At 65.5% G+C, this 25,197-nt stretch carries 29 protein-coding genes; 15 read left to right on the plus strand and 14 right to left on the minus strand.

Features of this window, described 5'->3' with window-relative positions; all coding sequences use genetic code 11:
• The 5 genes from ABLE43_RS19240 to ABLE43_RS19260 all read right to left on the minus strand — a co-directional run.
• Positions 1-1,050, minus strand: a 1,050-nt coding sequence (locus tag ABLE43_RS19240; protein WP_348979805.1) for an efflux RND transporter periplasmic adaptor subunit, incomplete at its 3' end; no start/stop codon positions are given.
• A complete protein-coding gene (locus tag ABLE43_RS19245) occupies positions 1,050-2,327 on the minus strand; it encodes a TolC family protein (protein WP_037456198.1) in 1,278 nt (425 codons plus the stop codon). The genes ABLE43_RS19245 and ABLE43_RS19240, both read right to left, overlap by 1 nt.
• A gap of 60 nt (positions 2,328-2,387) precedes the next feature.
• Positions 2,388-2,684 (minus strand): hypothetical protein, encoded by a 297-nt coding sequence (locus tag ABLE43_RS19250; protein WP_007406840.1) that lies wholly within the window; start codon positions 2,682-2,684, stop codon positions 2,388-2,390.
• 73 nt (positions 2,685-2,757) lie between these two features.
• A complete protein-coding gene (locus ABLE43_RS19255; RefSeq protein WP_061780295.1) occupies positions 2,758-4,725 on the minus strand; it encodes an FTR1 family protein in 1,968 nt (655 codons plus the stop codon).
• Positions 4,725-5,351, minus strand: coding sequence for a cation efflux transmembrane domain-containing protein (locus ABLE43_RS19260; protein ID WP_004212870.1), 627 nt, complete (start codon positions 5,349-5,351; stop codon positions 4,725-4,727). Before ABLE43_RS19260 ends, ABLE43_RS19255 begins: the two co-directional genes overlap by 1 nt.
• Positions 5,352-5,429: 78 nt before the next feature.
• Between ABLE43_RS19260 and ABLE43_RS19265 the strand changes: the two genes are divergently transcribed.
• A complete protein-coding gene (locus ABLE43_RS19265) occupies positions 5,430-5,846 on the plus strand; it encodes a MerR family transcriptional regulator (protein ID WP_004212867.1) in 417 nt (138 codons plus the stop codon).
• On the opposite strand, the gene ABLE43_RS19270 is transcribed toward ABLE43_RS19265, so the two are convergent.
• From ABLE43_RS19270 to ABLE43_RS19280, 3 genes are all read right to left on the minus strand, one after another.
• On the minus strand, positions 5,840-7,042 hold the full coding sequence (locus tag ABLE43_RS19270) for an aspartyl protease family protein (protein WP_081609172.1): 1,203 nt from the start codon (positions 7,040-7,042) through the stop codon (positions 5,840-5,842). The genes ABLE43_RS19265 and ABLE43_RS19270 overlap by 7 nt on opposite strands.
• A 262-nt stretch (positions 7,043-7,304) precedes the next feature.
• Positions 7,305-7,526, minus strand: a complete 222-nt coding sequence (locus ABLE43_RS19275) for a GDCCVxC domain-containing (seleno)protein (protein WP_081609171.1) — start codon at positions 7,524-7,526, stop codon at positions 7,305-7,307.
• Positions 7,526-7,942 (minus strand): mercuric transporter MerT family protein, encoded by a 417-nt coding sequence (locus ABLE43_RS19280; RefSeq protein ID WP_017980799.1) that lies wholly within the window; start codon positions 7,940-7,942, stop codon positions 7,526-7,528. The genes ABLE43_RS19275 and ABLE43_RS19280 overlap by 1 nt, the downstream gene beginning before the upstream one ends.
• 62 nt (positions 7,943-8,004) lie before the next feature.
• On the opposite strand from ABLE43_RS19280, the gene ABLE43_RS19285 reads away from it, so the two are divergent.
• Complete coding sequence (locus ABLE43_RS19285) at positions 8,005-8,421, plus strand: MerR family transcriptional regulator (RefSeq protein WP_017980798.1); 417 nt, start codon at positions 8,005-8,007, stop codon at positions 8,419-8,421.
• Positions 8,422-8,494: 73 nt separating this feature from the next.
• Here ABLE43_RS19285 and ABLE43_RS19290 read toward each other — a convergent pair whose 3' ends face one another.
• Positions 8,495-9,742: a cytochrome P450 gene (locus ABLE43_RS19290; RefSeq protein ID WP_017980797.1), complete on the minus strand. Its 1,248-nt coding sequence runs from the start codon at positions 9,740-9,742 to the stop codon at positions 8,495-8,497.
• A gap of 212 nt (positions 9,743-9,954) precedes the next feature.
• On the opposite strand from ABLE43_RS19290, the gene ABLE43_RS19295 reads away from it, so the two are divergent.
• Positions 9,955-10,476: a DUF6118 family protein gene (locus ABLE43_RS19295; protein WP_017980796.1), complete on the plus strand. Its 522-nt coding sequence runs from the start codon at positions 9,955-9,957 to the stop codon at positions 10,474-10,476.
• 52 nt (positions 10,477-10,528) lie between these two features.
• Here the strand turns inward: ABLE43_RS19295 and cueR are convergent, their stop codons facing one another.
• Positions 10,529-10,912 (minus strand): Cu(I)-responsive transcriptional regulator, encoded by a 384-nt coding sequence (gene cueR / locus ABLE43_RS19300; RefSeq protein WP_017980795.1) that lies wholly within the window; start codon positions 10,910-10,912, stop codon positions 10,529-10,531.
• Entirely contained in the window at positions 10,909-13,266 is a 2,358-nt protein-coding gene (locus ABLE43_RS19305) for a heavy metal translocating P-type ATPase (RefSeq protein ID WP_371262954.1), read from the minus strand. Before ABLE43_RS19305 ends, cueR begins: the two co-directional genes overlap by 4 nt.
• 331 nt (positions 13,267-13,597) lie before the next feature.
• Between ABLE43_RS19305 and ABLE43_RS19310 the strand changes: the two genes are divergently transcribed.
• From ABLE43_RS19310 to ABLE43_RS19320, 3 genes are all read left to right on the plus strand, one after another.
• Positions 13,598-14,911 (plus strand): hypothetical protein, encoded by a 1,314-nt coding sequence (locus ABLE43_RS19310; RefSeq protein ID WP_017980793.1) that lies wholly within the window; start codon positions 13,598-13,600, stop codon positions 14,909-14,911.
• Between the two features lie 70 nt (positions 14,912-14,981).
• Positions 14,982-15,860 (plus strand): DUF4396 domain-containing protein, encoded by an 879-nt coding sequence (locus ABLE43_RS19315; protein ID WP_017980792.1) that lies wholly within the window; start codon positions 14,982-14,984, stop codon positions 15,858-15,860.
• An 89-nt stretch (positions 15,861-15,949) separates the two neighbouring features.
• The gene (locus tag ABLE43_RS19320) at positions 15,950-16,282 is read left to right on the plus strand and encodes a four-helix bundle copper-binding protein (RefSeq protein WP_017980791.1); all 333 of its coding nucleotides are present in this window, start codon (positions 15,950-15,952) and stop codon (positions 16,280-16,282) included.
• Positions 16,283-16,327: 45 nt separating this feature from the next.
• On the opposite strand, the gene ABLE43_RS19325 is transcribed toward ABLE43_RS19320, so the two are convergent.
• Genes ABLE43_RS19325 through copC form a run of 3 tightly spaced genes read right to left on the minus strand, consistent with a single transcriptional unit; the run spans position 16,328 to position 17,949 of the window.
• On the minus strand, positions 16,328-16,597 hold the full coding sequence (locus ABLE43_RS19325) for a flagellar biosynthetic protein FliQ (protein WP_017980790.1): 270 nt from the start codon (positions 16,595-16,597) through the stop codon (positions 16,328-16,330).
• Between the two features lie 52 nt (positions 16,598-16,649).
• Positions 16,650-17,576: a copper homeostasis membrane protein CopD gene (copD, locus tag ABLE43_RS19330; RefSeq protein WP_017980789.1), complete on the minus strand. Its 927-nt coding sequence runs from the start codon at positions 17,574-17,576 to the stop codon at positions 16,650-16,652.
• Positions 17,577-17,580: 4 nt separating this feature from the next.
• A complete protein-coding gene (copC, locus tag ABLE43_RS19335; RefSeq protein WP_020486671.1) occupies positions 17,581-17,949 on the minus strand; it encodes a copper homeostasis periplasmic binding protein CopC in 369 nt (122 codons plus the stop codon).
• Between the two features lie 127 nt (positions 17,950-18,076).
• On the opposite strand from copC, the gene ABLE43_RS19340 reads away from it, so the two are divergent.
• From ABLE43_RS19340 to ABLE43_RS19380, 9 genes are all read left to right on the plus strand, one after another.
• Positions 18,077-18,346: a hypothetical protein gene (locus tag ABLE43_RS19340; RefSeq protein WP_020486670.1), complete on the plus strand. Its 270-nt coding sequence runs from the start codon at positions 18,077-18,079 to the stop codon at positions 18,344-18,346.
• Entirely contained in the window at positions 18,343-18,783 is a 441-nt protein-coding gene (locus ABLE43_RS19345) for a periplasmic heavy metal sensor (protein WP_017980786.1), read from the plus strand. The genes ABLE43_RS19340 and ABLE43_RS19345 overlap by 4 nt, the downstream gene beginning before the upstream one ends.
• Positions 18,784-18,793: 10 nt before the next feature.
• Positions 18,794-19,363 (plus strand): RNA polymerase sigma factor, encoded by a 570-nt coding sequence (locus ABLE43_RS19350; RefSeq protein ID WP_017980785.1) that lies wholly within the window; start codon positions 18,794-18,796, stop codon positions 19,361-19,363.
• A gap of 67 nt (positions 19,364-19,430) precedes the next feature.
• On the plus strand, positions 19,431-21,464 hold the full coding sequence (locus ABLE43_RS19355) for a copper resistance system multicopper oxidase (RefSeq protein ID WP_017980784.1): 2,034 nt from the start codon (positions 19,431-19,433) through the stop codon (positions 21,462-21,464).
• On the plus strand, positions 21,461-22,753 hold the full coding sequence (locus ABLE43_RS19360; RefSeq protein WP_024310688.1) for a copper resistance protein B: 1,293 nt from the start codon (positions 21,461-21,463) through the stop codon (positions 22,751-22,753). The genes ABLE43_RS19355 and ABLE43_RS19360 overlap by 4 nt, the downstream gene beginning before the upstream one ends.
• Positions 22,754-22,768: 15 nt before the next feature.
• A complete protein-coding gene (locus ABLE43_RS19365) occupies positions 22,769-23,353 on the plus strand; it encodes a c-type cytochrome (RefSeq protein ID WP_348979806.1) in 585 nt (194 codons plus the stop codon).
• Between the two features lie 25 nt (positions 23,354-23,378).
• Positions 23,379-24,116 carry a PepSY domain-containing protein gene (locus ABLE43_RS19370; RefSeq protein ID WP_348979807.1) on the plus strand — a complete coding sequence of 246 codons (738 nt, stop codon included), beginning with the start codon at positions 23,379-23,381 and terminating at the stop codon, positions 24,114-24,116.
• A gap of 133 nt (positions 24,117-24,249) precedes the next feature.
• Positions 24,250-24,642: a DUF305 domain-containing protein gene (locus ABLE43_RS19375; protein WP_042469554.1), complete on the plus strand. Its 393-nt coding sequence runs from the start codon at positions 24,250-24,252 to the stop codon at positions 24,640-24,642.
• A gap of 68 nt (positions 24,643-24,710) precedes the next feature.
• The gene (locus ABLE43_RS19380) at positions 24,711-25,166 is read left to right on the plus strand and encodes a DUF411 domain-containing protein (protein ID WP_425475292.1); all 456 of its coding nucleotides are present in this window, start codon (positions 24,711-24,713) and stop codon (positions 25,164-25,166) included.
• Positions 25,167-25,197 lie beyond the last annotated feature (31 nt).

Genomic DNA, 25,197 nt, shown 5'->3' on the forward strand with positions numbered 1-25,197 from the left:
CTGGACCGGGGTCGCCTTGAAGCCGGTGGGCGTGCGCACGAACACGACCGACTTGCCCTCGAAACTCTGGACCGCCGTCGTCGGCACGCGGACCGCCCCGCTCCCGCCGCTGCCCGTGAGCTGCACGGCTGCCGTCACAGGCTCGCCGACCCGCCATTCGCCACCGCGATTGTCGAGGGTGGCGAGCGCAGGCACGAGCCGCGTCTGCGGATCAAGCGCCGGCGACACGAAGGTCACGCGGGCGGTCGCCTGACGGCCTGCCGCCTTCACCAGCACCGTATTGCCGGGACGCACCCGGCCCGCATCCTCGGGCTTGAGATTAAGCGCGATCGACACCTGGCTCAGGTTGGCGATGCGATAGAGTTCGGCATCCGCCGCGACCGTTTGTCCCAGCGTCACGGGGCGCGCAATGATCTGGCCCGAGATCGGCGCGGCAATGCCGAGCCGGTTGAGCCCGCCGCCGCCGACACCCGCCGCCGAAACCATGCTCTGCGCCTGCGTCAGGGCGATCCGCGCCTCCGTCGCCGCTGTGCGGGCGGCGATCAGATCCTGTTCAGGGGAGACTCTCTGCGCGAACAGCCGCTGTTCGCGCGCGAGGTTCGAATTAGCGAGCTGAAGCCGCGCCCGCGCCGCCTCGACCTCGCCCTTGATCTGCGCCGCCTCGCGGCTTTCGATGACCGCAATGGTCTGGCCGCGTCCGACCGATTGGCCGAGGTTACGGGTGAGCGCGACCACGCGTCCCGCAATTGCGGCCGAGACGACCTGCGTTCCCTGTGGGTCGCCCTCGATGATCGCGGGCAGCTCGATCGTCCCGGCCCCGCCGATGATCGGCCGTCCGACCTGGACGCCCGCTGTGGCGATCTGGTCGGCACCCAATGTGACGACGCCTTCACCGGCATGACCGCCTTCAGCACCGCCCTTTTCCGTGCCCGCTGCCGTCTCATTGGCAGCTGCGCCTTCGGCAGTTGCCTCGTTTCCGCCATCCTTGCCGCCGCAGGCAGCCAAGAGCAGGGCGAGCGACGCCGCGCCCGCGAGATAAAAGCTCTTCATCACTGATTCCCCCCATTGGGCGCACGAGCGGTCAGTCGCTCCACTTGCGCGCGGGCATTCTGGTAATTGGCAAGCGCGTCGATCGCGGCGACCCGCGTTTCGGCGAGCGTGCGTTCAGCATCGAGCAATTCGAGCTGGCCGAACTTGCCCTCGCGATAGCCGATCCGCGCGATGCGGGCGGCCTCCTGTGCAGCCGCCAGCGCCGGCCCCGACGCCGCACGAGCCGTCGTTGCGGCATTGGCCGCCTGCGCCTGCGCGTCCGTGATCGCCTGTTCGATGTCGAGCGCGGTCACGCGGCGCTGCGCATCCGCCTGGGTCCGCTGCGCGGTCGCCTGCGCAATCGCGGCGCGACCATTGTTGAACACCGGGATCGGGATCGACACGCTGAACACCGCCGCCATGTCGTTGGTCGCTTCCAGGCGGCGGATCGACGGCCCGACGTTCAGGTCAGGCACGCGATTGGCGCGCGCGAGCCGCACGCCGGCTTCGGCAATGGAGAAATCCGCGTTGGCTGCCGCCAGCGCGAGTGTGCCGGTCGTGTTGACCGGTGCCAACGGCCCATAGACGTTCACACCGGGAAGGCGATCGAGCAGCGTGTCATCGAGCAGGCCGTCGATCGGCCGTCCGATCCGACGCGCCAGATTGGCGCGGGCCGCCTCGGCCAAGCGAAGCTGCCGCTCCACATTGGCGTCGGCATTGATACGCGCGACATCCGCGCGCTGTTGCTCGAGTGGCGATGCCCGCCCTGCCTGCACGCGAACGCTCGCGGCCCGCAGCGCATCGCTGGCGATCCGGGCCTGATCGCGGGCTGTCATTACCCGGCGATCGGCCGCGACCGCTTCGACATAGAGCTGCGTTACCTGAAGCCGGACATCCGCCGCGATGATCGCGGCCTGGATCTCGGCCCGGGACAATTGCGCATTGGCGACCGCGACGCGGGCGCCGCGCTTGCCGCCTAGCTCGATCGGGATCGCAAAGCCGACCGTGGTTTCCGCGCTGCGGACCCCCCGATACGGCCCGGAGCCGATGACATTCTCGACTTGGCCTTGAACCACCGGATTGGGCCGCAAGCCGGCGACTGTGCGACCTGCACGGGCCGCGTCGATTCCAGCTGTCGCCGCTTCCGCAGCAGGGGCCGAACCGCCCGCTGCACTGACCGCTTGGTCAAGCGTGTAGACCGGCGCATCCTGCGCAACAGGCGCGGACGGTCCGACCTGCGCCTGCGCCATCGTGGCGCAAGACGCTGCGGCCAGCATGGCCGCGAAGATACGATTCATGAAAATAGGACTCCTGACGATGATCGACAGGGGCGCGCCAACGCACGCCCAAATCGGACGTCAGGCTTGGGGGGGCCTCAAATGGACCATGCCGGTGCGGCCGTCGAGCGACGCAGAGGCGGAGATTGTCGGCTTGGGCACTGTGAGGACGGGGGTATATTCCATCGTCGTGCGCGCAGGCGCGCCGACGTCGTGTCCGTGACAATAATTGTGATGATGCGGGACATTCTTGTCCGAGTCCGATGGCACCTGATCGATGTCACCGGCGGTATGGACCGTGAACTCAACGCCCGCGATGCTTCCCCCCGCCAGATCGGCGGCATGGGCCATGCCGGAGAAGCTGGTCAGGACCAGCATCAGGCATGTCAGGAAAGGCAAAAAGGCTCGCACTAGCTTGCCTCTATCACGGAAGGGTTTTCATGTCATTGCACTAATTCGAACCAAGGGTCACTGAGCCGGAACCCGAGCGGGATCGGTCGCGCCCGTTCCAGGCGAACCCGACCGCAATGGCGACCGCCATCAGGAGTTGCGCCAGCACCGATTGCCAAGTGGGAAACACGCCGAGCATCGACAGCCGTGGCACGTCCGCGAGCGGTGCGATGTTGATAAGGCCGGCTTCCTGGAGCGCGGCGACGCCTTTACCCGCCAGCACGACGGTCAGGACCGCCATGAGCCAGGAGCTATAGCGGAAGAACTGCGCGATCGGCAGCTTGCGACTGTAGCGAAGCATGGCCCAAGCGATCAGGCTGAGCAGTCCAATCGCCGACCCGGCCCCCGCGAGAAGCATCCCGTTGTCACCTTGCGCCGAAAGCGCGGCATAGAACAGGATCGTCTCGAAGACCTCGCGATAAACTACGACGAACGCCAGCCCGAACAGGAACCAGCCCGACCCGCCCGAGAGCGCCCGCGACATCTTCTCGCGAATATAGCGCTGCCACTGATCGGCCTGCGCCTTGCCGTGCATCCAAATCCCGACCGAGAGCAGCACGACCGCGGCGAACAGCGAGCCAAACCCTTCCGTCAGCTCCCGGCTCGCACCGCTGATCCCGATCGCATAGGTGGCGACCGCCCAGGTGATCCCGCCCGCGATGATCGCGCTGACCCAGCCGCCATGCACGTACCGCAGCGCCTCGCCGCGCTCGGCTTTACGCAGGAACGCGATCATGGCGACAACGATGAGCAGGGCTTCGAGCCCTTCACGCAGCAGGATCGTGAACGCGCCCAGGAACGTGGACGCTTCGGTGGCGGCATCAGGCGCGAGCGCCGCTTCCGCATCGTCGAAAAGGCCGCCCAGTACTGCGACCTTCTCCGCGAGATCATCGGGCGACGCGCCCCGGTCGATCGCGGCGCGGAACTCCCCCATGGCGCCCTCGATTCGGCCCATCAGCGTCGCGTCGCGCGCGGTGAGCGTTGGTTCGATCGGCTCGAACCCATCGAGATAGGCTGACAGCGCCAGCTCTTTTGCCATCCGCGCATCGCCACGCCGGGCAGCGGCCACGCTTTCGGCGAGTTTGGCGCGGGCGACCGCGAGCGAGCCGGGAGCCTGTTGCATCACCTGTTCAGGGTGGCGACGCAGGAACGCGAGCACGGCGTCAGCCTTGGCGTCGCCGATCGCCGCGCCGAGCGCGGCCGGGGTGAGTGCGACCAGGGTTTTCAGGTCCGGGATGCGACGGCGAAGGGTCGGATCGGATTTCCACAGCCGCTCGCCTTCGCGCGCCTGCGCGTCCGTGAAGGCGAAGCTCCCGGCTCGGAATGCTACCGCCCAGCGCTGATCGTTCGGCAGATCGGCGAAGCTCTGCATCGCCGTCCCGTCGATGCCCTGCGTCACCACCTGATAGAGCGCGAAGACGCTGCGCTGGCGCGCACGTTCGGCATCGGTAAAGGCGATCGGGGGTGTCGCGAGCTTGGCGGCGTCGGGGCCACGGCCGTTGCCCGTCATGCCGTGACAGGACGCGCAGGATTGTTGGAACAGGGCATGGCCGGAGACGAGGTTCGGAGCCTTATCGGGCGCGAGCGGCACCGGGTAGGCGCGCAGCAGATCGGCCGCGAGCCCGTGCGCCAGTGTTGCCACCTGTTCAGTCGATCCCTTTTCCGCGATTACCGCTTGGAGGTTGGCGGCCCGCTGAATGAGGGCTTGGCGCTCCGGCTTCGCCGGCAGGCCTTGAAGCCGTGTCGAGACCGACGCGGCAAACTCATTCATTTCGGCGTATTCCGACGCGCTCTTGATCCGACCGTTCGCGACCGCGCCTCCATAATCGACGGCCATATAGTCGAGCAGCCGCCATGCGGTTTGCACGTCGCCGGGTTCGGCGAATGCCGCAGCAGGGATCAGCAGCGCAGCGAGCGCGGCGAGCAGCCGCAGCGAGAGCATTGCCCGGATCAAGGTGAGCAGACGCACTACCGCTCTCCCAGTTCGCGCCGAGCGCCAGTGACGATTTCATAAGCGGAGTGGAGGAACAGGAGGGCGATGAGGCCGGCGACGGCGAGGTCCGGCCAGGCGCTTCCTGTCCACGCCACCAGACCGGCCGCGGCGATCACCGCGACATTGGCGAGCGCGTCGTTGCGGCTGAACAGCCAGATCGCGCGAACATTGGCGTCCCCTTCCCGGAAACGCGCAAGCACCAAGGCGGACACGACATTGATCGCGAGCGCGACAACGCCGATTGTGCCCATCAGTTCGGCATCCGGCGCGGTTGCGTTCAGGGCGCGCCAAATCGCGAAACCGATTACGCCCACGCCAAGCGCACCGAGAAACAACCCCTGCGTCAGCGCGACCTTTGCCCTCGCCCGTGCGGACCAGGCAAGCGCGAGAAGACCGATAAGGCTGATCGACCCGTCCCCGAGAAAATCGAGGGAATCCGCTTTCAGCGCTTGGCTATCGGCGATGAACCCGCCGAACAGCTCGGCGACTCCGAAGCCGAGGTTGAGCACCACGACGGTCAGCAGCGCACGGCGATAGGCCGGATCGGTTTGCGCGCGCGCGGGCTCCCCGTGGCACCCGCAGCTTTCGGTAGAAGCATTCATGCGGCCTTCCTTACCACCTCCAGTCGCTGTAGAAGCAAGCGAAATGTGCGACACGTTCGCATTAGCAAGGATGGCATGATGAAGCCGGTGATGATTGGGCAGCTCGCCAGCGAGACGTCGACAAAAGTGACGACGATCCGGTTTTATGAGTCGATCGGGTTGCTGCGCTCCGCCCCGCGCACGGCGTCGGGCCGTAGAACCTATGATGCCAGCGACATCGAGCGTTTGCACTTCATCCGCAACGGTCGCCGGCTCGGCTTTTCGGTCGACGAAATACGATCGTTGATGGGGCTGGCGCAGAACCCGGACCAGGATTGTGGTGCCGCCTCAGCTATCGCTGCTCAGCACCTCAAGGATGTTGAGGAGAGGCTGGCGCAACTCGCGGTGTTGCGGGATGAGTTGGCAATGCTCAGCCAGAGCTGCACCAAGGCGCGCATGGCCGATTGTCGGATCATGAAGGCGATCGGCAAAGGCCACCCTCAAGCCGATCAGTAATAGTCGGCTAGCCTGAGGTCGCGCACATCACCCGAGGCTATCGTCAGCTTTACGAGGGTGCCAGCAGGCCGGGAGCGCACTTGCCAGAGCTCCCCACGCGTATAGTTCGCATCGATCGAATGGCCGTTCACCGCCACGATCCGGTCGCCAACCGCCCAGCCAGCCTTTTCCGCGGGACTGTTCGCCGCCACATGAACGACGGTGAGCGCCGTTGGTGAGGCTGCGAGGCCAAGGCCGCTACGGTCCTTCAGCATCGGCAGGCGACGACGAGGACCGAGTGGCCGGAGCCACACGAATCCGGCGGTCACGTCGAACACCACGTCGAATTGAGCGATCAGCGGTAGGCCGACATTGCCAACCGTGCTGGTGGAGAGCCAAGCTCTCATCCCGAGTGTGGGGACGTTCGAGACGCCAAGCCCTTCAATGTTGATGTTCTGGGTTGTGAAAGCATCGTTGACCCGCACGCCATCGACGCCGCCGATCGCCGCGGTCGAGACGAGCTTCCCGTTCAACAGCCCTTGATCGCGGGCATAGGCCGACGAGAGCATCAGCGCGGCCGAGCTGCCAAGATCGATCATCAAGGGCACGGGAGACAGGCCCTCGACGGAGGCCCGGATGAACAGCTCCTGCTTGGCACCGCGTCCGAGCGCGACAGCGCGCCAGTCGGGGCCGGCGAGAAACGTGCCTGACTTGACGACCGCCATACGCCTGTTCGCGAAATCGAGCGCGATGCAGCTGCCCGTGAACATATCGGCACCGAGGAGAACGTCGATCGGTCGTCCGAAGGCCGCCGACACTGAACTCAGATCACCAACAACGGCAAAGGGTAAGCGACGGGTTTCGCGGGCGAGCTGTACGTCGATGTCGCGGACCAGCAGCACCGGGGCCTTGGCGCTCAGCCCGCTAATCATGCGCCGCTCACCATTGTTCAAGCCGAGCTTCGTCGCGAGCGCCGTGCTCATGATCGACGCGCCGCTGCCACTGTCGAGCACCGCCCGCGCCGGCACTCCGCGCACTTGTGCCGAAACAAGGAGGGTATCACCCGTGCCGACTTCCAGCGGCTCCCATTCGAGGTGAGCCGCGCCGAAGTTCCACGAGGCCGCAGACCGGGAAGTCTGTCGCGCGAGCGTTGGAGAACCGAGCACCAAGCCGGTTCCACAGGCCACCAGCCGCGCCACTAATGAGCGTCGAGACATACCGATTGCTTCAACACGGGCCGTCAAAAAGCCACCTCCAGCCCCCCGTCCGCAGGAGAGCAAATTGCGGTTACATGCTCTAGCAACTGGAGGAGCAAGGGTTTTTGAAGCGCCCGAAATGCTATCCTGTTCAAATGCCCTCTCGAAAATGAGCAGTTGAGGCAGGTCAGGAACCGGTCGAATAAGACCGAAGTAGGCAATTTCGCTTGCGCGACCTTGGCGAGCAGGACCCCAGTTCACGAAGAAACGTGAAGCTATCGCCTCACCCGCAGCAGCCCGCCACAGTCCCGTTTGCTTTCGCTTCCTGGATCGGAGGGCATGGGACATCGCCAAATGAGCAGAACACGCAGCAGTCGCCAGCCAGGGGCCGCAGCACCACCGCGCAATGCCGGCAATCATAGAAGAATTGGCAGGCGTTGGTGGGCATCCTTTCGGTGGCCACCCCGCCGCATTTGGGACAGGTCAGGGTTGAGGTGAGCTGCATCAGGAAAGCGCGTTCATCAGCGGCGCTTCTAGGAGGTCCCAGGCGAACGCGATAAGCGTCAGAACCGTTCCGATCGCGAGCAGGATAGGTGTCGCGCGCGAGGGCAGCGGCATTGTGCAGGACCGGTCCCCAGCACAGGACCTCCGCCGCTGCGCGTAGGCCCACCACCCAGCAGCCAAGCCGATGAGGGAGGTCGCCGTTAGCGGCCACCGTAGTGGTATCAGCGCGGCGAAGTTGCTGGACAGGCCCGCCCCCAGGCCGAGCGCCGCGAGTGCGAGGGGCAGGACGCAGCATGACGCCGCAGCTAGAACAGCGGCTAAGCTCGCAAGCGCGCCGAGGGCGGATAGCCCCGTGTCGGCGCGACGTCGTGACGTTGGTGCGCCTAGGGGTTCACGCGGGATGGTCTCTTGGTTCATCTATCGCCTCTAGCGGGTTAGCCCGTTATGCATCCTGTAGTGACTACAGGAGCAAGCAATATATGCGCGTTGAGGAAAGCATCACGATCGGCGAGCTGTCTCGCCGGACTGGCGTGAATATCGAGACGATCCGGTACTTCGAGCGCGTTGGTGTTCTCGCAACGCCACCCCGCACAAGCGGCGGGCGGCGGGTATATGGGACCGGTCACGTCCGCGCACTTGGGTTCGTCCGTCGCGCGCGCGAACTCGGCTTCTCCCCGGCCGAGGTGCGCGCGATCCTGTCTCTTGGCGGTTCTGCGCAGGCGTCATGCAGTGAGGTCCGCGAGATCGCGGCTCACCATCTAGAGCGTGTGCGCGCTAAGATGGAGGATCTGGCGCAACTAGAAAGCCTGCTGGCTGCGACCATCGACCGTTGCGAAGGCGACGGGGCGGCGAGGTGCGCCGTGATCGACTTGCTGAACCAACATTCGACTGCGTAGATGTCGCATCGCACCCCGTACTCGCGCAAACGGTCGATAACGGAGCCGATCACCATCACCACGGCACGCGGCCCTAGCCACCTATGTGGACGTTGCGCATCACGAAGCCGCTTTTCGGAAGCGCTGGCAGCCTGGCGAAATCGATGCTCAGGTCTTGGTCCGGTACGTCATAGCGCATCGCGTTGACGAGGAGGTGTGCCGCCACCTTCATGATCGCGAGGACGATCCATTCGCCGGGACAGCGATGGCCGAGATAGTGATCGCCGCCGCCCTGCGGAATGAAGTTGAAGGAGTCTTCGTCCCAAGCCCTGAAACGCTCAGGGCGAAACTCCTGGGGGTCGGCCCAGGTCGCTGCGTCGTGATTGCTCCCATAAAGGTCTAGCACCACTTGACGCCCTTCCGGAAAGGCCATCCCCTCCCACTCGAAATCTTGGCTCGCGCGCGCCACCACAGCGGGAAAGAAGGGATAGAATCGGCGGACCTCTTGGACGAAGAGCTCGGCATAGTCCGGCTGCTGAACCAAGGCCGCCCTGATCCCTGAACAGGTTTGCAGCGCGTGGGCGACGAAGGTGATGTACACTGCGATCGCGACGGTCGGGCGAAGGACATTTACCAGTTCGACCGCTGCGACGTGCGGCGAAAGAAGATCGTCGTGCCGGTCGCGATGCCAGGCTATCGCGTAAGCCGCGGTCCCCGAGCCCGAGCCGATGCTCCCGGCCCGAATGCCTTCAATGATCCGCTTCGCCCATGCGTCGACGCGACGACGGGCCAGCCGTGACCAAAGATGCCTTGGGCTCGCCGAGCCGGCGGCGTCGAACAGCGCCCGCAGCTCGCCCGCGCGGTTGCCGGCTTCATCGTCCGGAAGAGGAACTCCCGCCCAAGCGCATACCGCTCGCGTCAGCGGCTCATGCAACTCGTCATAGAAGACGATCTCTCCTTTGCGCGTCCAGCCCGGCACCGCCCTGCGCCACTCGGCCTCGAACAATTGCGCCAGCGCCCGCACGCGCTCTGGTGTCATCAGGCCCATGAACATCTGCTTGCGGTGCCGATGGGTCTCGCCGTCCAGACCCTGAACGCCGCCTTGGCCCAGCAGTGTCTTCTGAATAGCGACCGGCATGGCACCTTCGCGCTCGAAGCGGGTCGTATCGTAGAAGATTTCGGCGGCCTTGGCCCCCTTAAGGCAGTTGGTCTTTTTCAGCAGGAAACGGGATTCAAAAGCGTTTGCGCCTAGGCGCTGGCACTGCCTGGAGATGAACCGATAGGGATCGGCGAGGAGAGAAAGGGTTTCGTCCGGGCCTTTCGTGTGTGGTGTCTTAGGCATGACCGGTCCGGTGATTGTTGGGTCTCCTTTGATTAACTCGGAGGAATATCACGGGTTGCAGGCTCACGACAGGTGACGAACGAGGACGATCAGGGCGGAGCAGGCGCGGCCGAGGCGTTCGAGGCCATGCGCGGCGAGCTGGCGCTGCGCCGTGGAGGGCTTGGCGGCCGAGCGCGGCGATCGACATACCCGACCATACCGAGACGCTTGGCGTGCTCCAGCAGAACGTGAACACGGCAGGCGAGAACGTCGCGCGCATCGGCCAATTCCTGAAAGCGGCCCCGGCGCTGGCGATGACGCCGGAGCAGATGGCGCAGCGCATCGCCGCGGCGGGCAGCGCCGCCCGGCGCGAGGATCAGGCGGCGCTCGCCAAGGCGGGCGAGGACAAGGCCCGCATCATGGCCGATCTTCGCGCCATCGCCGGGTCCGCATGGACACGCGCCGACCAGAAGAATCGGCAGCTATGGTTTGCCCTGGGTGGGGTGGCGGCCGGCATCCTCGCATGGGCGATCGTGCCGGGCCTGGTCGCGCGCGAGATCGCACCGGCGAGCTGGCAATGGCCCGAGCGCATGGCGGCGCGGACGCTCGACTTGCCCCGCTGGGAAGCCGGGCAGCGTATGATCCAGAGCGCCAGTCCCACCGCGTTCCGCGCCATCGTCGGGGCCGACAGGATCGTGACGGCCAACCGCGCGGCGATCGAGGGGTGCGGCAAAGCCGCAGCGCGAAACGCGTGAAACGGTGCGACGCACGATCACGCTCAAGTGGAGTAAAAGTTAGCCGCGCAAGTTATTCAGCCAAGCGTTCGATGATCGGACAATCAGGCCGATCATCGCCATGACAGGCTTGGGCGAGCCCGGTAAGCGAGCGGCGCATGGCGTCCAAGACGCGGACCTTGCGGCCCAGTTCGGCAGCGCGGGCTTCCGCCAGCGTCTTCACTTCCGCGCTCGACCGATCGCGATCCGACCACAGCCCCAGCAGCGTGCGGATTTCCTCGATCGGGAACCCCAGGTCGCGCGCGTTGGCGATAAATCGCAGCCGATGAACGTCAGCGTCGGCGTAGTCCCGGTAGTTCCCGCGCCGTGGCGGCGCGGGCACCAAACCAATCTTTTCATAGTGGCGGATCATGCGTTGGGAGACGCCGCTGGCGTCCGACGCCGCTCCGATGTTCACAGCTTTACCGCGTTGAGCCGCAGTGCGTTCAGGACCACGGTGAAGGACGAGAGCGCCATCGCTGCACCGGCCAGCATCGGCGACAGCAGGATACCGGCAACCGGGTAAAGCACGCCGGCCGCAACCGGCACGCCGATTCCGTTGAACAAGAACGAGAAGAACAGGTTTTGGCGGATATTTCGCATCGTCGCGCGAGCGAGCTTGCGGGCGCGCACGATCGCCGAGAGATCGCCGCGCGTGAGCGTCATGCCGGCGCTTTCGATCGCCACGTCTGTTCCCGTTCCCATCGCCAAGCCGACATCCGCGGCGGCGAGCGCCGGGGCGTCGTTGATCCCATCGCCCGCCATTGCGACCCTTGCGCCGCTCGCTTTCAGCTCGCCGATGATACGCGCCTTGTCTTCCGGCAGCAGATCGGCGCGCACGTCATCAAGACCGCCCACGGCGCGCGCGACAGCATCGGCCGTCCCACGATTGTCGCCGGTGAGCATGACGACCCGCAGGCCCTCCTTGCGAAGCGCGGCAATAGCGTCGCGCGCCGATGCGCGCACCGGATCGGCGACTGCGAGCAGACCGGCGAGCGCCCCGTCGATCGCGACGAGGATGATGCCCGCGCCTTCGCCACGGTGACGATCGGCCGCGGCGTCGACCGGCTTGAGATCAGCGCCGATCCGGCTCATTTGCACCGCATTGCCAATCACGACCGAGCGGCCGCCCACCGTGGCGCTGACACCCAGCCCGGTTTGCGAGGCAAAGTCCGCGACTGTGCCGAGCTGCAATCCTCGTTCTTTGGCGGCAACGACGATTGCGTGCGCGAGCGGATGTTCGGATTGGCCTTCGACGGCCGCGGCAAGCGCGAGCATGTCGTTCTCTCCGACCGCGCTGACCGTCTCGACCGCGATCAGCTTGGGCTTGCCTTCCGTGAGCGTACCCGTCTTGTCGATGACAAGGGTATCGACCTTTTCCAGCCCCTGTAAGGCTTCCGCGTTCTTCACCAGCACGCCGGCCTGAGCGCCGCGTCCCGTGCCGACCATGATCGACATGGGCGTGGCGAGCCCGAGCGCGCACGGGCAGGCGATCACCAGCACTGCGATGGCGTTAAGCAGGGCATGGCCCATGCGCGGCTCAGGGCCGACCAGCGACCAAGTGATGAAGGTCGCAATCGAGATCAGCACGACGAGCGGCACGAACCATCCTGAAACCCGATCGGCGACCGCCTGTATCGGGGCGCGGCTTCGCTGCGCTTCCGCGACCATGCGGACGATACGCGCGAGCATCGTGTCCGAACCAACCGCGCGGGCTTCCATCACCAGGCTGCCCGTCCCGTTGACGGTGCCCCCGGTAACGATCGCCTCGACTTCCTTGAGGACCGGCGCGGGTTCGCCGGTGAGCATGGCTTCGTCGACCGACGAACGACCCTCGACCACGACGCCATCGACCGGGATGGCTTCACCGGGGCGGACCCGCAGCCGGTCACCGGTTGCCACGTCGGCAAGCCCGACTTCTTCTTCAGAACCGTCAGGCTGCAAGCGTCGCGCCGTCTTGGGGGCGAGATCCATGAGAGCGCGGATCGCGCGCCCTGTCGCCGCCCTAGCGCGCAGTTCGAGCACTTGCCCGAGCAGCACCAGTGTCACCACGACGCCGGCCGCCTCGTAATAGACGGGAACCATGCTCCCATGCGTGCGGAAGGTCGCTGGGAAGATGCCCGGCGCGAGCGTCGCGACCACGCTATAGAGGAAGGCGGCACCTACGCCGATCGCGATCAGTGTGAACATATTGAGATGGCGGGTACGAAGCGATGTCCACCCCCGCTCGAAAAACGGCCAGCCCGCCCACAGCACGATCGGCGCGGTGAGTGCGAGCTGGACCCAAGGCGAGGCCGCAGGGCTAACCACATGCAGGCCTAACATTTCCGCGAACATCGAGACGACGAGCAGCGGGATCGTGAGCGCGCCCGCCACCCACAGTCGGCGCGTGAAGTCGACCAGCTCAGGGTTGGGAGTATCGTCGAGCGACGGTTCTTCGGGTTCGAGCGCCATGCCGCAGATTGGGCAAGTTCCCGGCCCTTCCTGGCGAATTTGCGGGTGCATCGGGCACGTCCACATCGCCCCCGGCGTCGCCATCGGCTCCGGTTTCGGCTTATCGCTCAGATAGGCGTCAGGATTGGCGACAAACTTGCTCCGGCACCCTGCGCTACAGAAATGATAGGCATGACCAGCGTGCTCGGCATGGTGTGTCGTTTTTGCGGGATCAACCGTCATGCCGCACACCGCGTCGATCACTGCTGCTGCGGCATCGTTGTCCTTACTGCCCGAGCAGCAGCCGCCCGCTTCGGTGTGATGATGTTCGTGCTCGATCTTTGCGGGAGCGGCCGAGCCGCCCCCGCAACAGGATGAGGGCGTGGAGACCGATTCAGGCGCAGGCTTCGAACAGCCGCAACGCCCGGCTTGGGAATGGTAATGAGGGTCGTTCATGGCAAGACTCCTTCGACCCGAGAGCATGTAGGGTATGACACCGTGTTAGGGTCAAGGCCCTGTCGGCACCGCTGGCGTGTATGTTGAATCTACGCGCGGGAGCGGCGTTGCCCTCATATTGCGGGGGCCAGCTCTACACCCTCGACGCCATAAGGGCCGCAGCTTAGGTCTATTACTAGCTCGCCAAACGCGGGCCGGGGGCAATCGGGGACATATGGCAGCGCAGATCGACAGTCTTTCTACTGGCACCGACCATGACGGCCTGGTGCGCCGCTTAATTGCCCGCTGGCGTGACGATCAGGGCGCGACCTATCGGAGCTGGTTTCTTTGGGACGAGCGGTTGAAGAACTTCCGATCAATCCGGCGCGGCATCACCCAGGTTGTCGGCGAGATCGAGCGCGGCACGTTCGGCGTCGCCTACCGCGGATCGTCGCTCGAAACCGTCGTCCATTCCGTCGCCGAGCAGCGGCAAATCTTCAAGGGCGCGGACCATGCGTTCCTCTGGAAGCCGAAGCTCCGCATCCCCGACATTTACGAGAGCCCCGACAATCAGCGCGCGTTCGGCCGCTTGCTCGACGCCTGTTCCTGTTGCGACACGGCCGAGGAGATCATCAGCCATATCCACGCGATCGACCGTTTGAAGATCAAGGGGCTGGGTCCGGCGGTCGCCAACCTCCTCTACTTCCTTCACCCGACGCTGGTGCCGCCCTTCAACACCGCAATCGTTAAGGGCTACAACGCGCTGACGGGGGCGAATGTGAAGCTCGGGAGCTGGGAGCATTTTCTGGCGATGCGGACCGGCATCCTCGATCTCAACGACCGCTTCCGCGAGCTGCTATCGAATGATTTAGGCGCGATCGGCGGTCTGTTGTTCGACATCGGCTCCGATCGCTATCCGGCTCCGCCCCTCGACGTGAGCGGCGCGACGCTGGCGAGCTGGGGGCAGCGGCTTGAGGCGGCGCGCGAGGAAGCGCGCACGCTCAGCAAGGCCGCTCAGCGCGAGGGCGAGAACGAGCGCACCCATACCGAAATCCAGGCATGGCTTCGCGATCTAGGGTTGGCGCTCGGCTATGACGTATGGATCGCCGCGAACGACCGCAGCCGCGCCTTCGACGGATCACCCTTGGGCGCAGGATGCCTTGAGCGCCTGCCCGACACGATCGCGACGTCGAAGGGCGCTGACTCGATCCGGCTGATCGACGTGCTGTGGCTTGAGAAGGCCGGCGATCATGTCGCCGCGGCGTTCGAGGTGGAGCATTCGACCTCGATCTATTCGGGCATCGTCAGGATGCTCGACCTGGCCTTGAGCGGTGGCGACCTTCACGCGACCGCGGGGCTGTTCCTTGTCGCGCCCGACGCGCGCGAGACGGACGTTCGCGCGCAGTTGCAGCGGCCCGCGTTCAGCCGCGTAGCCGACCTCGACATATCCTACCTGCCCTATGGCGAGCTGGAGAAGAACCGGGAGGCCATCGCGCGGTTCGGATCGGGACTGAAAGCGATCAAGGCCGTTTCCAGCAAGCTCGCCTAGCCCGCTCCGCGCAAGGGATGATCCGGAGAGCCGCGTATCCTCTAGCATGTAGAGGAGTGCTGCCGTGACGATGCCATCCCCGGCCCCCTGGCTCGACGCCGTGCTGATCGGGTGGTTCGTGCTGACCGCCCTTTCGGTCGCTTACGTCGCGTGGGATGCCTTCACCCGCAACCCCGAGCTGCGCGTGATGAAATGGGGGTGGCTGTTGGTCACGCTCTATGGTGGCCCGATCATGGCCGCGGCCTATGTCCTGTCCTGCCAGGAGCCGGCGAACGAGCGGCACGAGGATTTCGTTCGACCGCTCTGGAAGCAGGCGTTCGGCTCGGCCATCCATTGCATGGCGGGCGATGCAACCGGCGTCATCGCCGCAGCCGCGATCACCACGGCGCTCGGCCTGCCGATGTGGCAGGACGTGATCGCGGAATATGTGTTCGGCTTCGCGTTCGGACTGCTGATTTTCCAGGCGCTTTTCATGCGCGACATGGCGGGCGGTTCCTATTGGGGCGCGCTTCGCATGTCGTTCATCCCCGAATGGCTGTCGATGAATGCCGTCATGGCCGGCATGATCCCGACGATGGTGGTGTTGATGAGCCGCGACATGGCCGCGATGCACGCCAGCTCGCTCCGCTTTTGGGGCGTCATGTCGCTGGCGACACTCGTCGGGTTCGCAGTCGCCTATCCGATCAACCTTTGGCTGGTTGGCGTGCGCTTGAAGCACGGCATGGGCACGGTGCGCGCGCTGGGGCATGGCGGACACGAAGTCGGCGCGGACCGGCAATCGGCCACGCCGATGCCGGACATGGGACACGACGCAATGGCAGGGATGAGCGGCATGGCGGCCGGCGCGCGCGTGACCGGACCTCAGATCGCCGCGATGACAGTGTTGACGCTCATCATGCTTGGCGCGGGCATCATCGTTGCGACGCTGTTCGGTCGGTGGGCCATGTAACTTGCCGCGAACGACGGAGATCGCGGCAAGGGGTGATCGCGCGGCGCGCGTATCTAGGAACAGGCGGGGGCTCATACGGAGATAATGCGATGCACCAGATCGACCCCGGCATGAAGGCGTGCATGGACGCCTGCCACGAATGCCATGTGACCTGTCTTCACATGGCGATGAACCATTGCCTCGAAATGGGCGGCCAGCACGCCGCGCCCGAGCATATGAAGATCATGGCCGACTGCGCGCAAATTTGCGCGGTTGCGATCGACTTCATGGCGCGCAAGTCCGCCCACCATCAGCATATCTGCCGCGAGTGTGCCGAGATCTGCCGGGCTTGCGCAGCGAGCTGCGAGGCCCTGGGCGGCATGGAGGATTGCGTGGCAGCGTGCCGGAAGTGCGCCGATTCCTGCGATCGGATGGCGGCATAGCGGGGCTTGCGCGGGCGGTCGCCCGCCCGCGCAGCTATCTGCATATCAACGGCCCATGCTCGCGATCACAGCGAACAGCTCGGCCGTGAACTTGGTCAGGAGCTCGGTCGCTGCGCTCCCGAAAATCACCAAACATACGCCTAGCGCGATCAGCTTAGGCACGAAGCTCAGCGTCTGTTCGCTAATCGACGTCGCCGCCTGGATGATGCTGATTATCAGCCCGACGATCATCATCGGCACGAGCAGCACCACGCAGATCAGGCCGGCCACGGCCAGCATCCTCCCCGTCTCGTCGAGCAGGATCGACTGATCCATCAGGCGCGGCCCCGTGAACGGCCGGGGACCGCGAGGGCTCCCCGGCCGCGCATCACATCGCCGATGCAGGCGGCGCGAGCGTCCCGAGCCAGGCGATCAGCCCGAGAACCGCGATGACACAGGCGGTTTCGATCGCCAGACTTGTCCGCAGCGCGCCGAGGGCGCCCTTGTGATCGTCCGCTGCGATCGACCGCTCGAATGCCGGCGTGAGCCGGAAGCGGTTGAGCGAGGCGAGCCCTAGCATGGCGACGAACAGCGCCAGCTTTGCGATCAGGAGCTGACCATAGAGCGTCGCAGGAAGCGTGGCGAGGTTGCCGATCCCGACCAGCATCCAGCCGTTGACCAGGCCGGTGACGAGGATCGTGCCGACCACAACCGTCCCGATCGCGCCGAACCCGTGCAGCGCGCGGTGCGTCAGCCCCAGATGCGCCGCGTCTACGCGCGCCGCGGGTCGGGAGACGAGCAGGAGCAGCCCCAGTAGTGCGCCAACCCAAGCGCCCGAGGCGATCAGATGGAGAATGTCGACGATGAGGTGGACCCAGCCCATCACGGCTTCGTCCATCGCGCCGTGTCCGGTCCACGCCAGCGTTGCGAGTGCCACGGCCGAGCAGAGCGCGACGATGCTCAGCCAGATGCCGCGCCCGCCCGCGACCAGCGCTGCCAGCGCCGCGAGGGCCACCATGACCATGCGCAGCTTCCATGCTGCTCCGATCGCAGAGCCGGTGAGCAGCGCGCCGACTGCTTCACGGTCGATCGGCCAGGCCGGCGTTCCGGCCATTGAGGAGGCCATCAGCACGACCCAGGCGCCTGAAAACAACAGGCTCAGGCCAGCGCTGGCGATGAACCAGGGACGCAGCGCGAGCGCGTCGCCGCGCTCGCGCGCCCGCAGCCCATAAAGGCTGAATGCGGCAAGGCCGAACAGCGCAGCCAGCGTCACGTAGAGCGCGAAGCGGACGCCGATAAGCGACCAGTCCCCCATCGCCTCACTTCACCGCGAAGACGTAGGTTCCTGCGACCTTGTGGGTGTCGGTCGAGACGACATTCCACGCGACGCTATACCGACCCGATGGGAGCGGCGATTTCGGGGTGATGACGAGGGTCCGGCCATCGGACGAGAGCGCGGAGGCGCTGGCCATCTTCATGGCTGCCATGCCGGGCATCGCTGCCATCGTGAGATCGGCCTTGGAGAAGGCTGGCATCAGCTTCTCGCTGAAATGAAGTTCGATACGAGCGGGCTTCGCGACCGTCGCATTGGCGGCCGGCGATGCCGACACCAGCTTAGGATGGGCGTTCGCCGTTCCGGCGAACATGACGAGAGCGGCAGCAGCAGTCAGAACGGATAGGCGGCGCATAGGGGGCCTTTCGACAGGAGGGTTCCTGTCCTTCATTACGCGCCCCGATCGACCACCCCTCACGGATGGATTTGAGGGATGGGCGCGTCGCTTGCGTAATCCATGCTAGAGGGGTGGAGTGAACGACATGGACCTCGACGCAGTATTGATGAGGCTGGCGCAAGCACCCGTGCCCGCGAGCCTTGATGGCATGGAAGATCGCGTGCTGGCGCGGGTCGCCGCACGTCCAGCGGCGCGCGCCGGCTTAGGCGTTGGGGCAATGACGATCGCTGCGGCGCTCGTCATGGGCATCTTCGGTGCCGGTGTGCCCGCGAAGGAAGCCAGCGCGGCTTCGCTATCGCCCTTGGGGCCGGTGTCGCCGCTCGCGCCCTCCACGCTGCTCGTCGGCGTGCAATGAGCGGCCGCATCCGCCTTCTGCTTGGCATTGTCGCGTGCTTCATCGCCGCGATCATCGGTGTGTTCGTGGGGCGGGCGCTACTTCCGCCACGTGCCCAGCCCGGCTCGGAGCTGCACGACGTGCTGCATCATAAGCTGGCGCTGGACGCCAACCAGGAAGCGCGACTTGAAGTGCTGGAGCAGCGTTTCGCCGTGCAGCGGCGCGCATTCGAGCTGGAATTGCGGGCGAACAATGCCCGGCTCGCTGAAGCGATCGAGGCCGAGCATGGCAACGGGCCGCGCGTCGCCGCAGCGGTCGACCAGAGCCACGCCGTCATGGGCGAGCTCCAGAAAGCGACGCTGGCGCACATCTTCGCCATGCGCCAGCTCTTGCGGCCCAATCAGACCGGCCAGTTCGATCAGGCCGTGGTGAAGGCGCTCACCGACGACGCACGTTGAGGTTCGGCGCGTGAGCCTCGACTGGACCACGCTTACGGACGGCGAGCTGGCGACCCTCAGCATCGCCGGGCGCGAAGCCGCCTTCGCCGAGATCATGCGCCGCCATCGGCAGTCAATCTTCCGCATGGTGCGCGCGTGCGTCGGCGAGGCCGACGAGGCGCTGGACCTTCTGCAGGAGACCTTCGTCGCGGCGCATCAGGCCCTGCCCCGCTACGACGGCGATCGATCGATGCGCGCGTGGCTATCGACGATCGCGATCAACAAGTGCCGCGATTGGGGGCGCAAGCGCACCGTGCGGCGCTTTCTGGCGTTCGCCGCACCGATCGGCGCGGAAGCCGAAGCCATTGCAGACGACCAGGTGGCGATCGACGACGCGACGGGCGACCGACAGGAACTCGACCGCGTGACGCGCGCCATTGCGGGCTTGCCGACCGCATTGAAGGAATCCTTGGTGCTGCGCACGATCGAGGGGTTGAGCCAGGCTGAAACCGCGGCAGTGTTGTCGATCAGCGAAAAGGCGGTAGAAACCCGCCTCTATCGCGCGCGATCGAAGTTGCTGGAGCGATTGGGCGGGCGCTGAGGGATAGCGCCCTGAGCTGCGTATCAAGGCTAGAGGGACACTCCCGTTCGAGAGCCTTGAGGACCGTATGAGCCGCACTATCGATCGCCGCCAGATGCTTCGCGGCGCCGCCCTTGCTGGCGGTGGCATGGCGCTGACCGCCTATATGCCCGCGTGGGCGCAGCCTGTCTCGGGCGGGATCGTCAAACCGCTGCCGACCGTCTCGGGCACTGACATCGCGCTGACGATCGACAGTTTCAGACTTCCCGTCGACGGCAAGTCGACGCCCGCAATCGGCGTCAACGGCACGGTGCCGGCCCCTCTCATTCGCTTGAAGGAGGGGCAAAAGGTCCGCCTCTCCGTCACCAACAATCTCGACGAGGACAGTTCGATCCACTGGCATGGGCTGCTCGTGCCGTTCGCGATGGACGGCGTGCCCGGCATCAGCTTCCCCGGCATCAAGGCGCGCTCGACCTTCATCTACGAGTTCCCGATCATCCAGTCGGGCACCTACTGGTATCACAGCCATTCCGGCGAGCAGGAGCAGGGCGGACTTTACGGGCCGATCGTGATCGACCCGGCCGGTGCCGATCCGATCGCGTTCGACCGCGAGCATGTGATCGTGCTGTCCGACCACAGCCAGATGACCGGCGAGCAGATTTTCCGGAAGCTGAAGCAGATGGGCGGCGCCTATTTCAACTATCAGCGGCCGACCCTCGCGGGCTTGCTCGCGGGTCGGGAAATGCCGCTCAAGGACCGGATCGAGTGGGGAAAGATGCGAATGGACCCCGCCGACATCGCCGACGTCACCGGCTCGACCTATACCTTCCTGGTCAACGGCTACGGGCCGTATGACAACTGGACGGGGCTGTTCAAGCCGGGCGAGCGGGTCCGCTTGCGGATCATCAACGCCGCGGCGCAGACCAACTTCAACGTCCGCATCCCCGACCTGCCGATGACCGTCGTGCAGGCCGATGGGCAGAATGTCCGTCCGGTGAAGATCGACGAGTTCCAGATCGGCGTTGCCGAGACGTTCGACGTGATCGTGACGCCCGAGGACCGGGCCTACAGCTTCGTCTCCGAGGCTATCGATCGCTCCGGCATGGGCCGGGCGACGCTCGCCCCGCGTGAGGGGATGGTCGCCCCGGTCCCGCCGCTTCGTCCGCGCACGCTGCTGACCATGACCGATATGGGCATGGACATGGGGAGCATGGGCGGGATGCAGGGCATGTCCGGCATGAAGGACGAGAGCCCGGTCGCCACGCGCGGGCCGGACCCCACCTTGATGCAGAACGCCTCGCGCAATCTTTGGAAGCTGACGGGCTGGAAGGGGCCGACCGATCACGGGACGGTCGCGGCAGGCGCAGCGATGGCGGGCATGTCCGGCATGTCGGGCATGGACCACAGCCAGATGGGCGGCGCTGTAATGCCCGGGATGGACCATAGCCAAATGGCAGCGGGCGGTGCTGGCATGGCCGGCATGGACCATAGTGCCATGTCGGGCGGATCGGGCCAGGCTGGCGGCATGGCCGGGATGGACCACGGGTCGGGTGGCGGCATGAACATGAACATGCGCGACCCGAAGAATGCGCCGGGCGTGAAGATGGGGCCGGGCGTGCAGACCATCTCCCCGATGCCGAAGGACCGTAGCGGTGAACCGCCCCAGGGTCTGGGGGGCCTGGATCACCGCGTCCTCACCTATCGCGACCTCGTTTCGCTCGCGCCCAACCCCGACGTGCGCGCGCCGTCGCGTCAGTTCGAGATCCATCTGACCGGTAACATGGAGCGCTACATGTGGGGCTTCGACGGGCAGAAGCTGAGCGATCCCGCCGACCCCATCCCGTTCCGCAAAGGCGAGCGGGCGCGGGTGACGTTGGTCAACGATACGATGATGCCGCACCCCATCCATCTCCACGGCCATTTCTTCGAGCTGGTGACGGGGCACGGCAATCATGCGCCGCGCAAGCACACCGTCAACGTGCCGCCTGGAGGCAAGATGACCTTTGATCTGACCGCCGATGCACCCGGCGATTGGGCGTTCCACTGTCACAATCTCTACCACATGACCGCAGGCATGATGCGCGTCGTCACCGTTCGCCCGTTCGCGGGAGAGGCGGCATGAACCGGCTGACCGCGGCGCTCGCCGCCACCACCATGCTCGGCATCGCCGGTCCTGTCGCCGCTCAGTCGATGCAGGGCATGGATCATTCGGCAATGCCGGGCATGACCATGCCGATGCCTGCGAAAAAGAAGCCGGTGGTGAAGCCCACGGCCAAAGGCAAGCCGGCCAAGACTAGGTCAGCTCCTGCGAGGCGACCATCAGCTTCGACGACGAAACGCCGCGCCGCGCCAACGGCCGGCATGAATGGTATGGATCACGGGACCATGCCGGGCATGGATCACTCGTCTATGCCCGGCATGGACCATGCGGCTCCGCAGGGCTCACAGCAGGGCATGGAAGCCATGCCGGGGATGCAGATGCCCGGAAACGGCCAAACGGTCCCTCAGGGCTCCCAGCAGCCGATGCAGGGCATGGACCATTCGGCGATGCCGGGGATGACCATGCCAGCCGACCAGCACAGCGGCCACGACATGCAGGGCATGTCGGGAATGGCCGGAATGCCAGGCATGGCGGCCGATGGGGTGCAGCAGACTGGCACCGCGCTTCCCGCAGGAAACGCCCCCGCCCCGCCCCTGCCGACCGACCATGCGGCCGACAGCGTTTACGGCGCGGACGCGATGGCGATGGGTCGCCATCACCTTCAGCAGCATCACGGCGGTCAAAACTTCAGCCAGGTGCTATTGAACCTCGCTGAGTATCAATTCCGCAACGGTCGTGACGGCTATCGCTGGGATGGCGAGGCGTGGTTCGGGGGTGACATCAACCGCCTCTTCATCAAGTCTGAGGGCGAGGGAGCCTTCCGCGAGGGCATCGAGAGCGCCGAGGTGCAGGCGCTCTATAGCCGGACCATTGGCCCTTATTTCAATCTACAAGCGGGTGTCCGCCAGGATTTGGGGCCGTCCCCGAAACGCACCTATGCGACCGTCGGGCTGGAGGGGCTGGCACCGGGCTTCTTCGAGCTAGAGGGCGCGGTATTCCTGTCCAACAAGGGCGACCTGCTAGGGCGGCTTGAGGGCTATTACGACCAGCGCATCACCCAGCGGCTGATCCTGCAACCGCGCGCCGAGCTCAATTTCGCTGCGCAGGACGTGCCGGAAAACCGGATCGGATCGGGCCTATCCAACGCCGAGCTTGGATTGCGGCTGCGTTATGAGATCCGGCGCGAGTTCGCCCCCTATGTCGGCGTGTCATGGGATCGCCGCTTCGGCGACACCGCCCGCTACGCGCGCGCCGATGGGGATCGCGCAACGTCCAAGAGCATCGTCGCCGGCGTTCGTGTCTGGTTCTGATCGATGGAGGAACAGATGGCTCAAGACGGCAGGCGCTCGATAAGGCAGCACTTCCCGAGCCTGCCGTTCGTAGGCGCCCTGGCGATCGTCCTGGCGCTGGGCGCAGCCGCGTTTATCTACCTTGGCGTGTATAACATCGCGGCCGACGAACCGCACACGCCGGCGGTCTATTCAATGCTCGAACGCCTGCGCGATCGGTCGATTGAGGCACGCGCGCGCGGCATAACACCCCCGGCCGATCTGGCATCGGCGCAGCGCGTGTCAGTCGGCGCGGGCCTTTACGGAGAAATGTGTTCCGGTTGCCATCTCGGCCCCGGCGTCGAGAAATCCGAGATGAGCCAGGGCCTCTATCCACAGGCGCCGGAACTCGCGCGCGCTCAAGATCTCACCCCCGCCCAGCAATTCTGGATCATCAAGCACGGGGTGAAGCTCAGCGCCATGCCGGCATGGGGCAAGACGCATCCCGACCCCCTAATTTGGAATATGGTCGCGTTCGTCCGCAAGCTCCCCGGCATGACGCCCGAACAGTATAAGGCACTGGTCGTGAGCGCCCCGGCCGATCACGACGAGATGATGAAGGACATGCCGGGTATGAAGTGACCCCGGCGACGAGGTTGAGGGAGGAGTGGTTCTGAAAAGCGCGAAACTGAGGCTGCATCTACTCGCGAGCCGCACGCACAAATGGCTCGCGATCATCATCGGCGCGCAGCTCCTGCTATGGTTCGCAAGCGGCGCCCTGATGAGCTTCCTGCCGATCGATCGGGTGCATGGCGATCACCTCGTTGACCGCAAAGGCGCGGCGCCCCTTCCCCGCGGCAGCACGTTCGCCCCACCATCGGCGATCGTAGGCGCAGCAGATGCGCCCATCGAGGCCATCACCTATCGCATGTGGCTTGGCCGCCCGGTCGCCGAGGTCGCGACAGCCAAGGGAACGCGCCTGTTCGACGCCGCGACGGGCCAAGCGCTGCCAGCACCAACGGCTCGTGAGGCCGAGGAGATCGCGCGTTTGGCATGGCGTGGCGGTGCTCGACCAGCGGCGAAGGTAGAGCGGATCGAGCGCGCCAGCCCCGAATATCGCGGCACGCTCCCCGCCTGGCGCGTCGCGTTCGCCGACCTCGATTCCACCCGCGTCTTTGTCGCGGCCGACACCGGTCGGATCTCGGCTGTCCGAACCGGCACTTGGCGGCTCTACGACTTCTTCTGGGGCCTTCACATCATGGATTGGACGAATCACGAGAACTTCAACACGCCCTGGCTGCTCGCCTTCGCGATCGGTGGGCTTGCGCTTTGGTTAGGGGGGGCAGTGCTTCTCTACATGCGATGGCCCAAAACGCGGCGTCGCAACATCGTGATCGAGGCATAATATACGCGGCTCAGGAGCGTAGCCCTCGGAAATAAAGTCCTGTTTCCTGACAATTTCTCGCGCGTTCTAGCACCCCGGGTGAGGGATAGCCGCCTCGCACGCGTAGAAGTCTTAGAACCCAGGGAGATCAATAATGCGCTTCGCACCAACATTCGCAGCTTTGGCGCTGCTCGCCACGCCCGCCCTCGCGCAGCAGAGCGGCGGAATGCAGGGCATGAACCACGGTCAGATGGCCGGCATGAACCACGACGACATGGCGGGCATGATGGCCGGCAATCCCTACGGCCAGGCCGAGATGGACATGCATCAGAAGATGATGGCGGCCAAGCAGGGCGACGCGGCCGAAATGTGGACGCGCAAGATGATCGAGCATCACCGAGGCGCCATCGCCATGTCGCGCGTTGCGGTGCGTGACGCGCGCGACGCCGAGACCAAGCGCATGGCGCAGATGACGATCACGAAACAGGAAAAGGATATTGCCGAGCTGCAGGCGTGGCTCAGCAAGCACGGCAAGCGCCCGCAATAAGGGAGCGCTGCCCCGCCCTGTCGATCCCCCTACCCCCCGGCAGGGCGGGGATTTCCTTTTAGGAGCTGATGATGAAGAATGGTGTTCGTGGCGCCGTCGCCGCCTTGCTAATGACCATCCCAGCGGTCGCATCGGCCGCGGCCGACATCGCCATGCACCGCGATCCGGGTTGCGGCTGTTGCGAGAAATGGGCGGCGCAGGTGCGTCAGCAGTTCGGCCGCAAGGTCCAGATCATCGACGATGATCGCCGTGAGGTGCTGCAGCGTAAGATCGGCCTGCCCGCTGACCTCGCGTCCTGCCATACCGCGATCATCGACGGCATGGCGTTTGAGGGACATGTCCCGATCGCGGACATGAAGCGCGCGCTGGCCCAGCATCCTAAAGGCGTGCGCGGCTTGGCCGTGGCCGGAATGCCGATGGGCTCACCGGGCATGGAGGTGCCCGGCATGAGAACCCAGCCCTATGACGTCATTGCGTTCGGTGCCGCTGGCCGGCGTGTCTTTGCTAGGGTCAGGACCTATTGATGTGAGGGTCGCGATCTGATTCAGGCTCCGT

Origin of the sequence: Sphingomonas silueang, assembly GCF_040049155.1 — a bacterium.
In the GTDB taxonomy this organism is placed as follows: Bacteria; Pseudomonadota; Alphaproteobacteria; order Sphingomonadales; family Sphingomonadaceae; genus Sphingomonas; species Sphingomonas silueang.

Bases quoted from the DNA above. Each gene is read 5' to 3' on its own strand.
- ABLE43_RS19250 (WP_007406840.1), bottom strand. From the start codon at position 2,684: ATGCTGGTCCTGACCAGCTTCTCCGGCATGGCCCATGCCGCCGATCTG.
- ABLE43_RS19345 (WP_017980786.1), top strand. From the start codon at position 18,343: ATGAGCGGCCGCATCCGCCTTCTGCTTGGCATTGTCGCGTGCTTCATC.
- ABLE43_RS19245 (WP_037456198.1), bottom strand. From the start codon at position 2,327: ATGAATCGTATCTTCGCGGCCATGCTGGCCGCAGCGTCTTGCGCCACG.
- ABLE43_RS19260 (WP_004212870.1), bottom strand. From the start codon at position 5,351: ATGAATGCTTCTACCGAAAGCTGCGGGTGCCACGGGGAGCCCGCGCGC.
- ABLE43_RS19320 (WP_017980791.1), top strand. From the start codon at position 15,950: ATGCACCAGATCGACCCCGGCATGAAGGCGTGCATGGACGCCTGCCAC.
- ABLE43_RS19355 (WP_017980784.1), top strand. From the start codon at position 19,431: ATGAGCCGCACTATCGATCGCCGCCAGATGCTTCGCGGCGCCGCCCTT.
- ABLE43_RS19375 (WP_042469554.1), top strand. From the start codon at position 24,250: ATGCGCTTCGCACCAACATTCGCAGCTTTGGCGCTGCTCGCCACGCCC.
- ABLE43_RS19310 (WP_017980793.1), top strand. From the start codon at position 13,598: ATGGCAGCGCAGATCGACAGTCTTTCTACTGGCACCGACCATGACGGC.
- ABLE43_RS19340 (WP_020486670.1), top strand. From the start codon at position 18,077: ATGGACCTCGACGCAGTATTGATGAGGCTGGCGCAAGCACCCGTGCCC.
- ABLE43_RS19325 (WP_017980790.1), bottom strand. From the start codon at position 16,597: ATGGATCAGTCGATCCTGCTCGACGAGACGGGGAGGATGCTGGCCGTG.
- ABLE43_RS19380 (WP_425475292.1), top strand. From the start codon at position 24,711: ATGATGAAGAATGGTGTTCGTGGCGCCGTCGCCGCCTTGCTAATGACC.
- ABLE43_RS19365 (WP_348979806.1), top strand. From the start codon at position 22,769: ATGGCTCAAGACGGCAGGCGCTCGATAAGGCAGCACTTCCCGAGCCTG.
- copC (WP_020486671.1), bottom strand. From the start codon at position 17,949: ATGCGCCGCCTATCCGTTCTGACTGCTGCTGCCGCTCTCGTCATGTTC.
- ABLE43_RS19285 (WP_017980798.1), top strand. From the start codon at position 8,005: ATGCGCGTTGAGGAAAGCATCACGATCGGCGAGCTGTCTCGCCGGACT.
- ABLE43_RS19315 (WP_017980792.1), top strand. From the start codon at position 14,982: ATGCCATCCCCGGCCCCCTGGCTCGACGCCGTGCTGATCGGGTGGTTC.
- ABLE43_RS19360 (WP_024310688.1), top strand. From the start codon at position 21,461: ATGAACCGGCTGACCGCGGCGCTCGCCGCCACCACCATGCTCGGCATC.
- ABLE43_RS19275 (WP_081609171.1), bottom strand. From the start codon at position 7,526: ATGCAGCTCACCTCAACCCTGACCTGTCCCAAATGCGGCGGGGTGGCC.
- ABLE43_RS19270 (WP_081609172.1), bottom strand. From the start codon at position 7,042: ATGTCTCGACGCTCATTAGTGGCGCGGCTGGTGGCCTGTGGAACCGGC.
- copD (WP_017980789.1), bottom strand. From the start codon at position 17,576: ATGGGGGACTGGTCGCTTATCGGCGTCCGCTTCGCGCTCTACGTGACG.
- ABLE43_RS19290 (WP_017980797.1), bottom strand. From the start codon at position 9,742: ATGCCTAAGACACCACACACGAAAGGCCCGGACGAAACCCTTTCTCTC.
- ABLE43_RS19280 (WP_017980799.1), bottom strand. From the start codon at position 7,942: ATGAACCAAGAGACCATCCCGCGTGAACCCCTAGGCGCACCAACGTCA.
- ABLE43_RS19265 (WP_004212867.1), top strand. From the start codon at position 5,430: ATGAAGCCGGTGATGATTGGGCAGCTCGCCAGCGAGACGTCGACAAAA.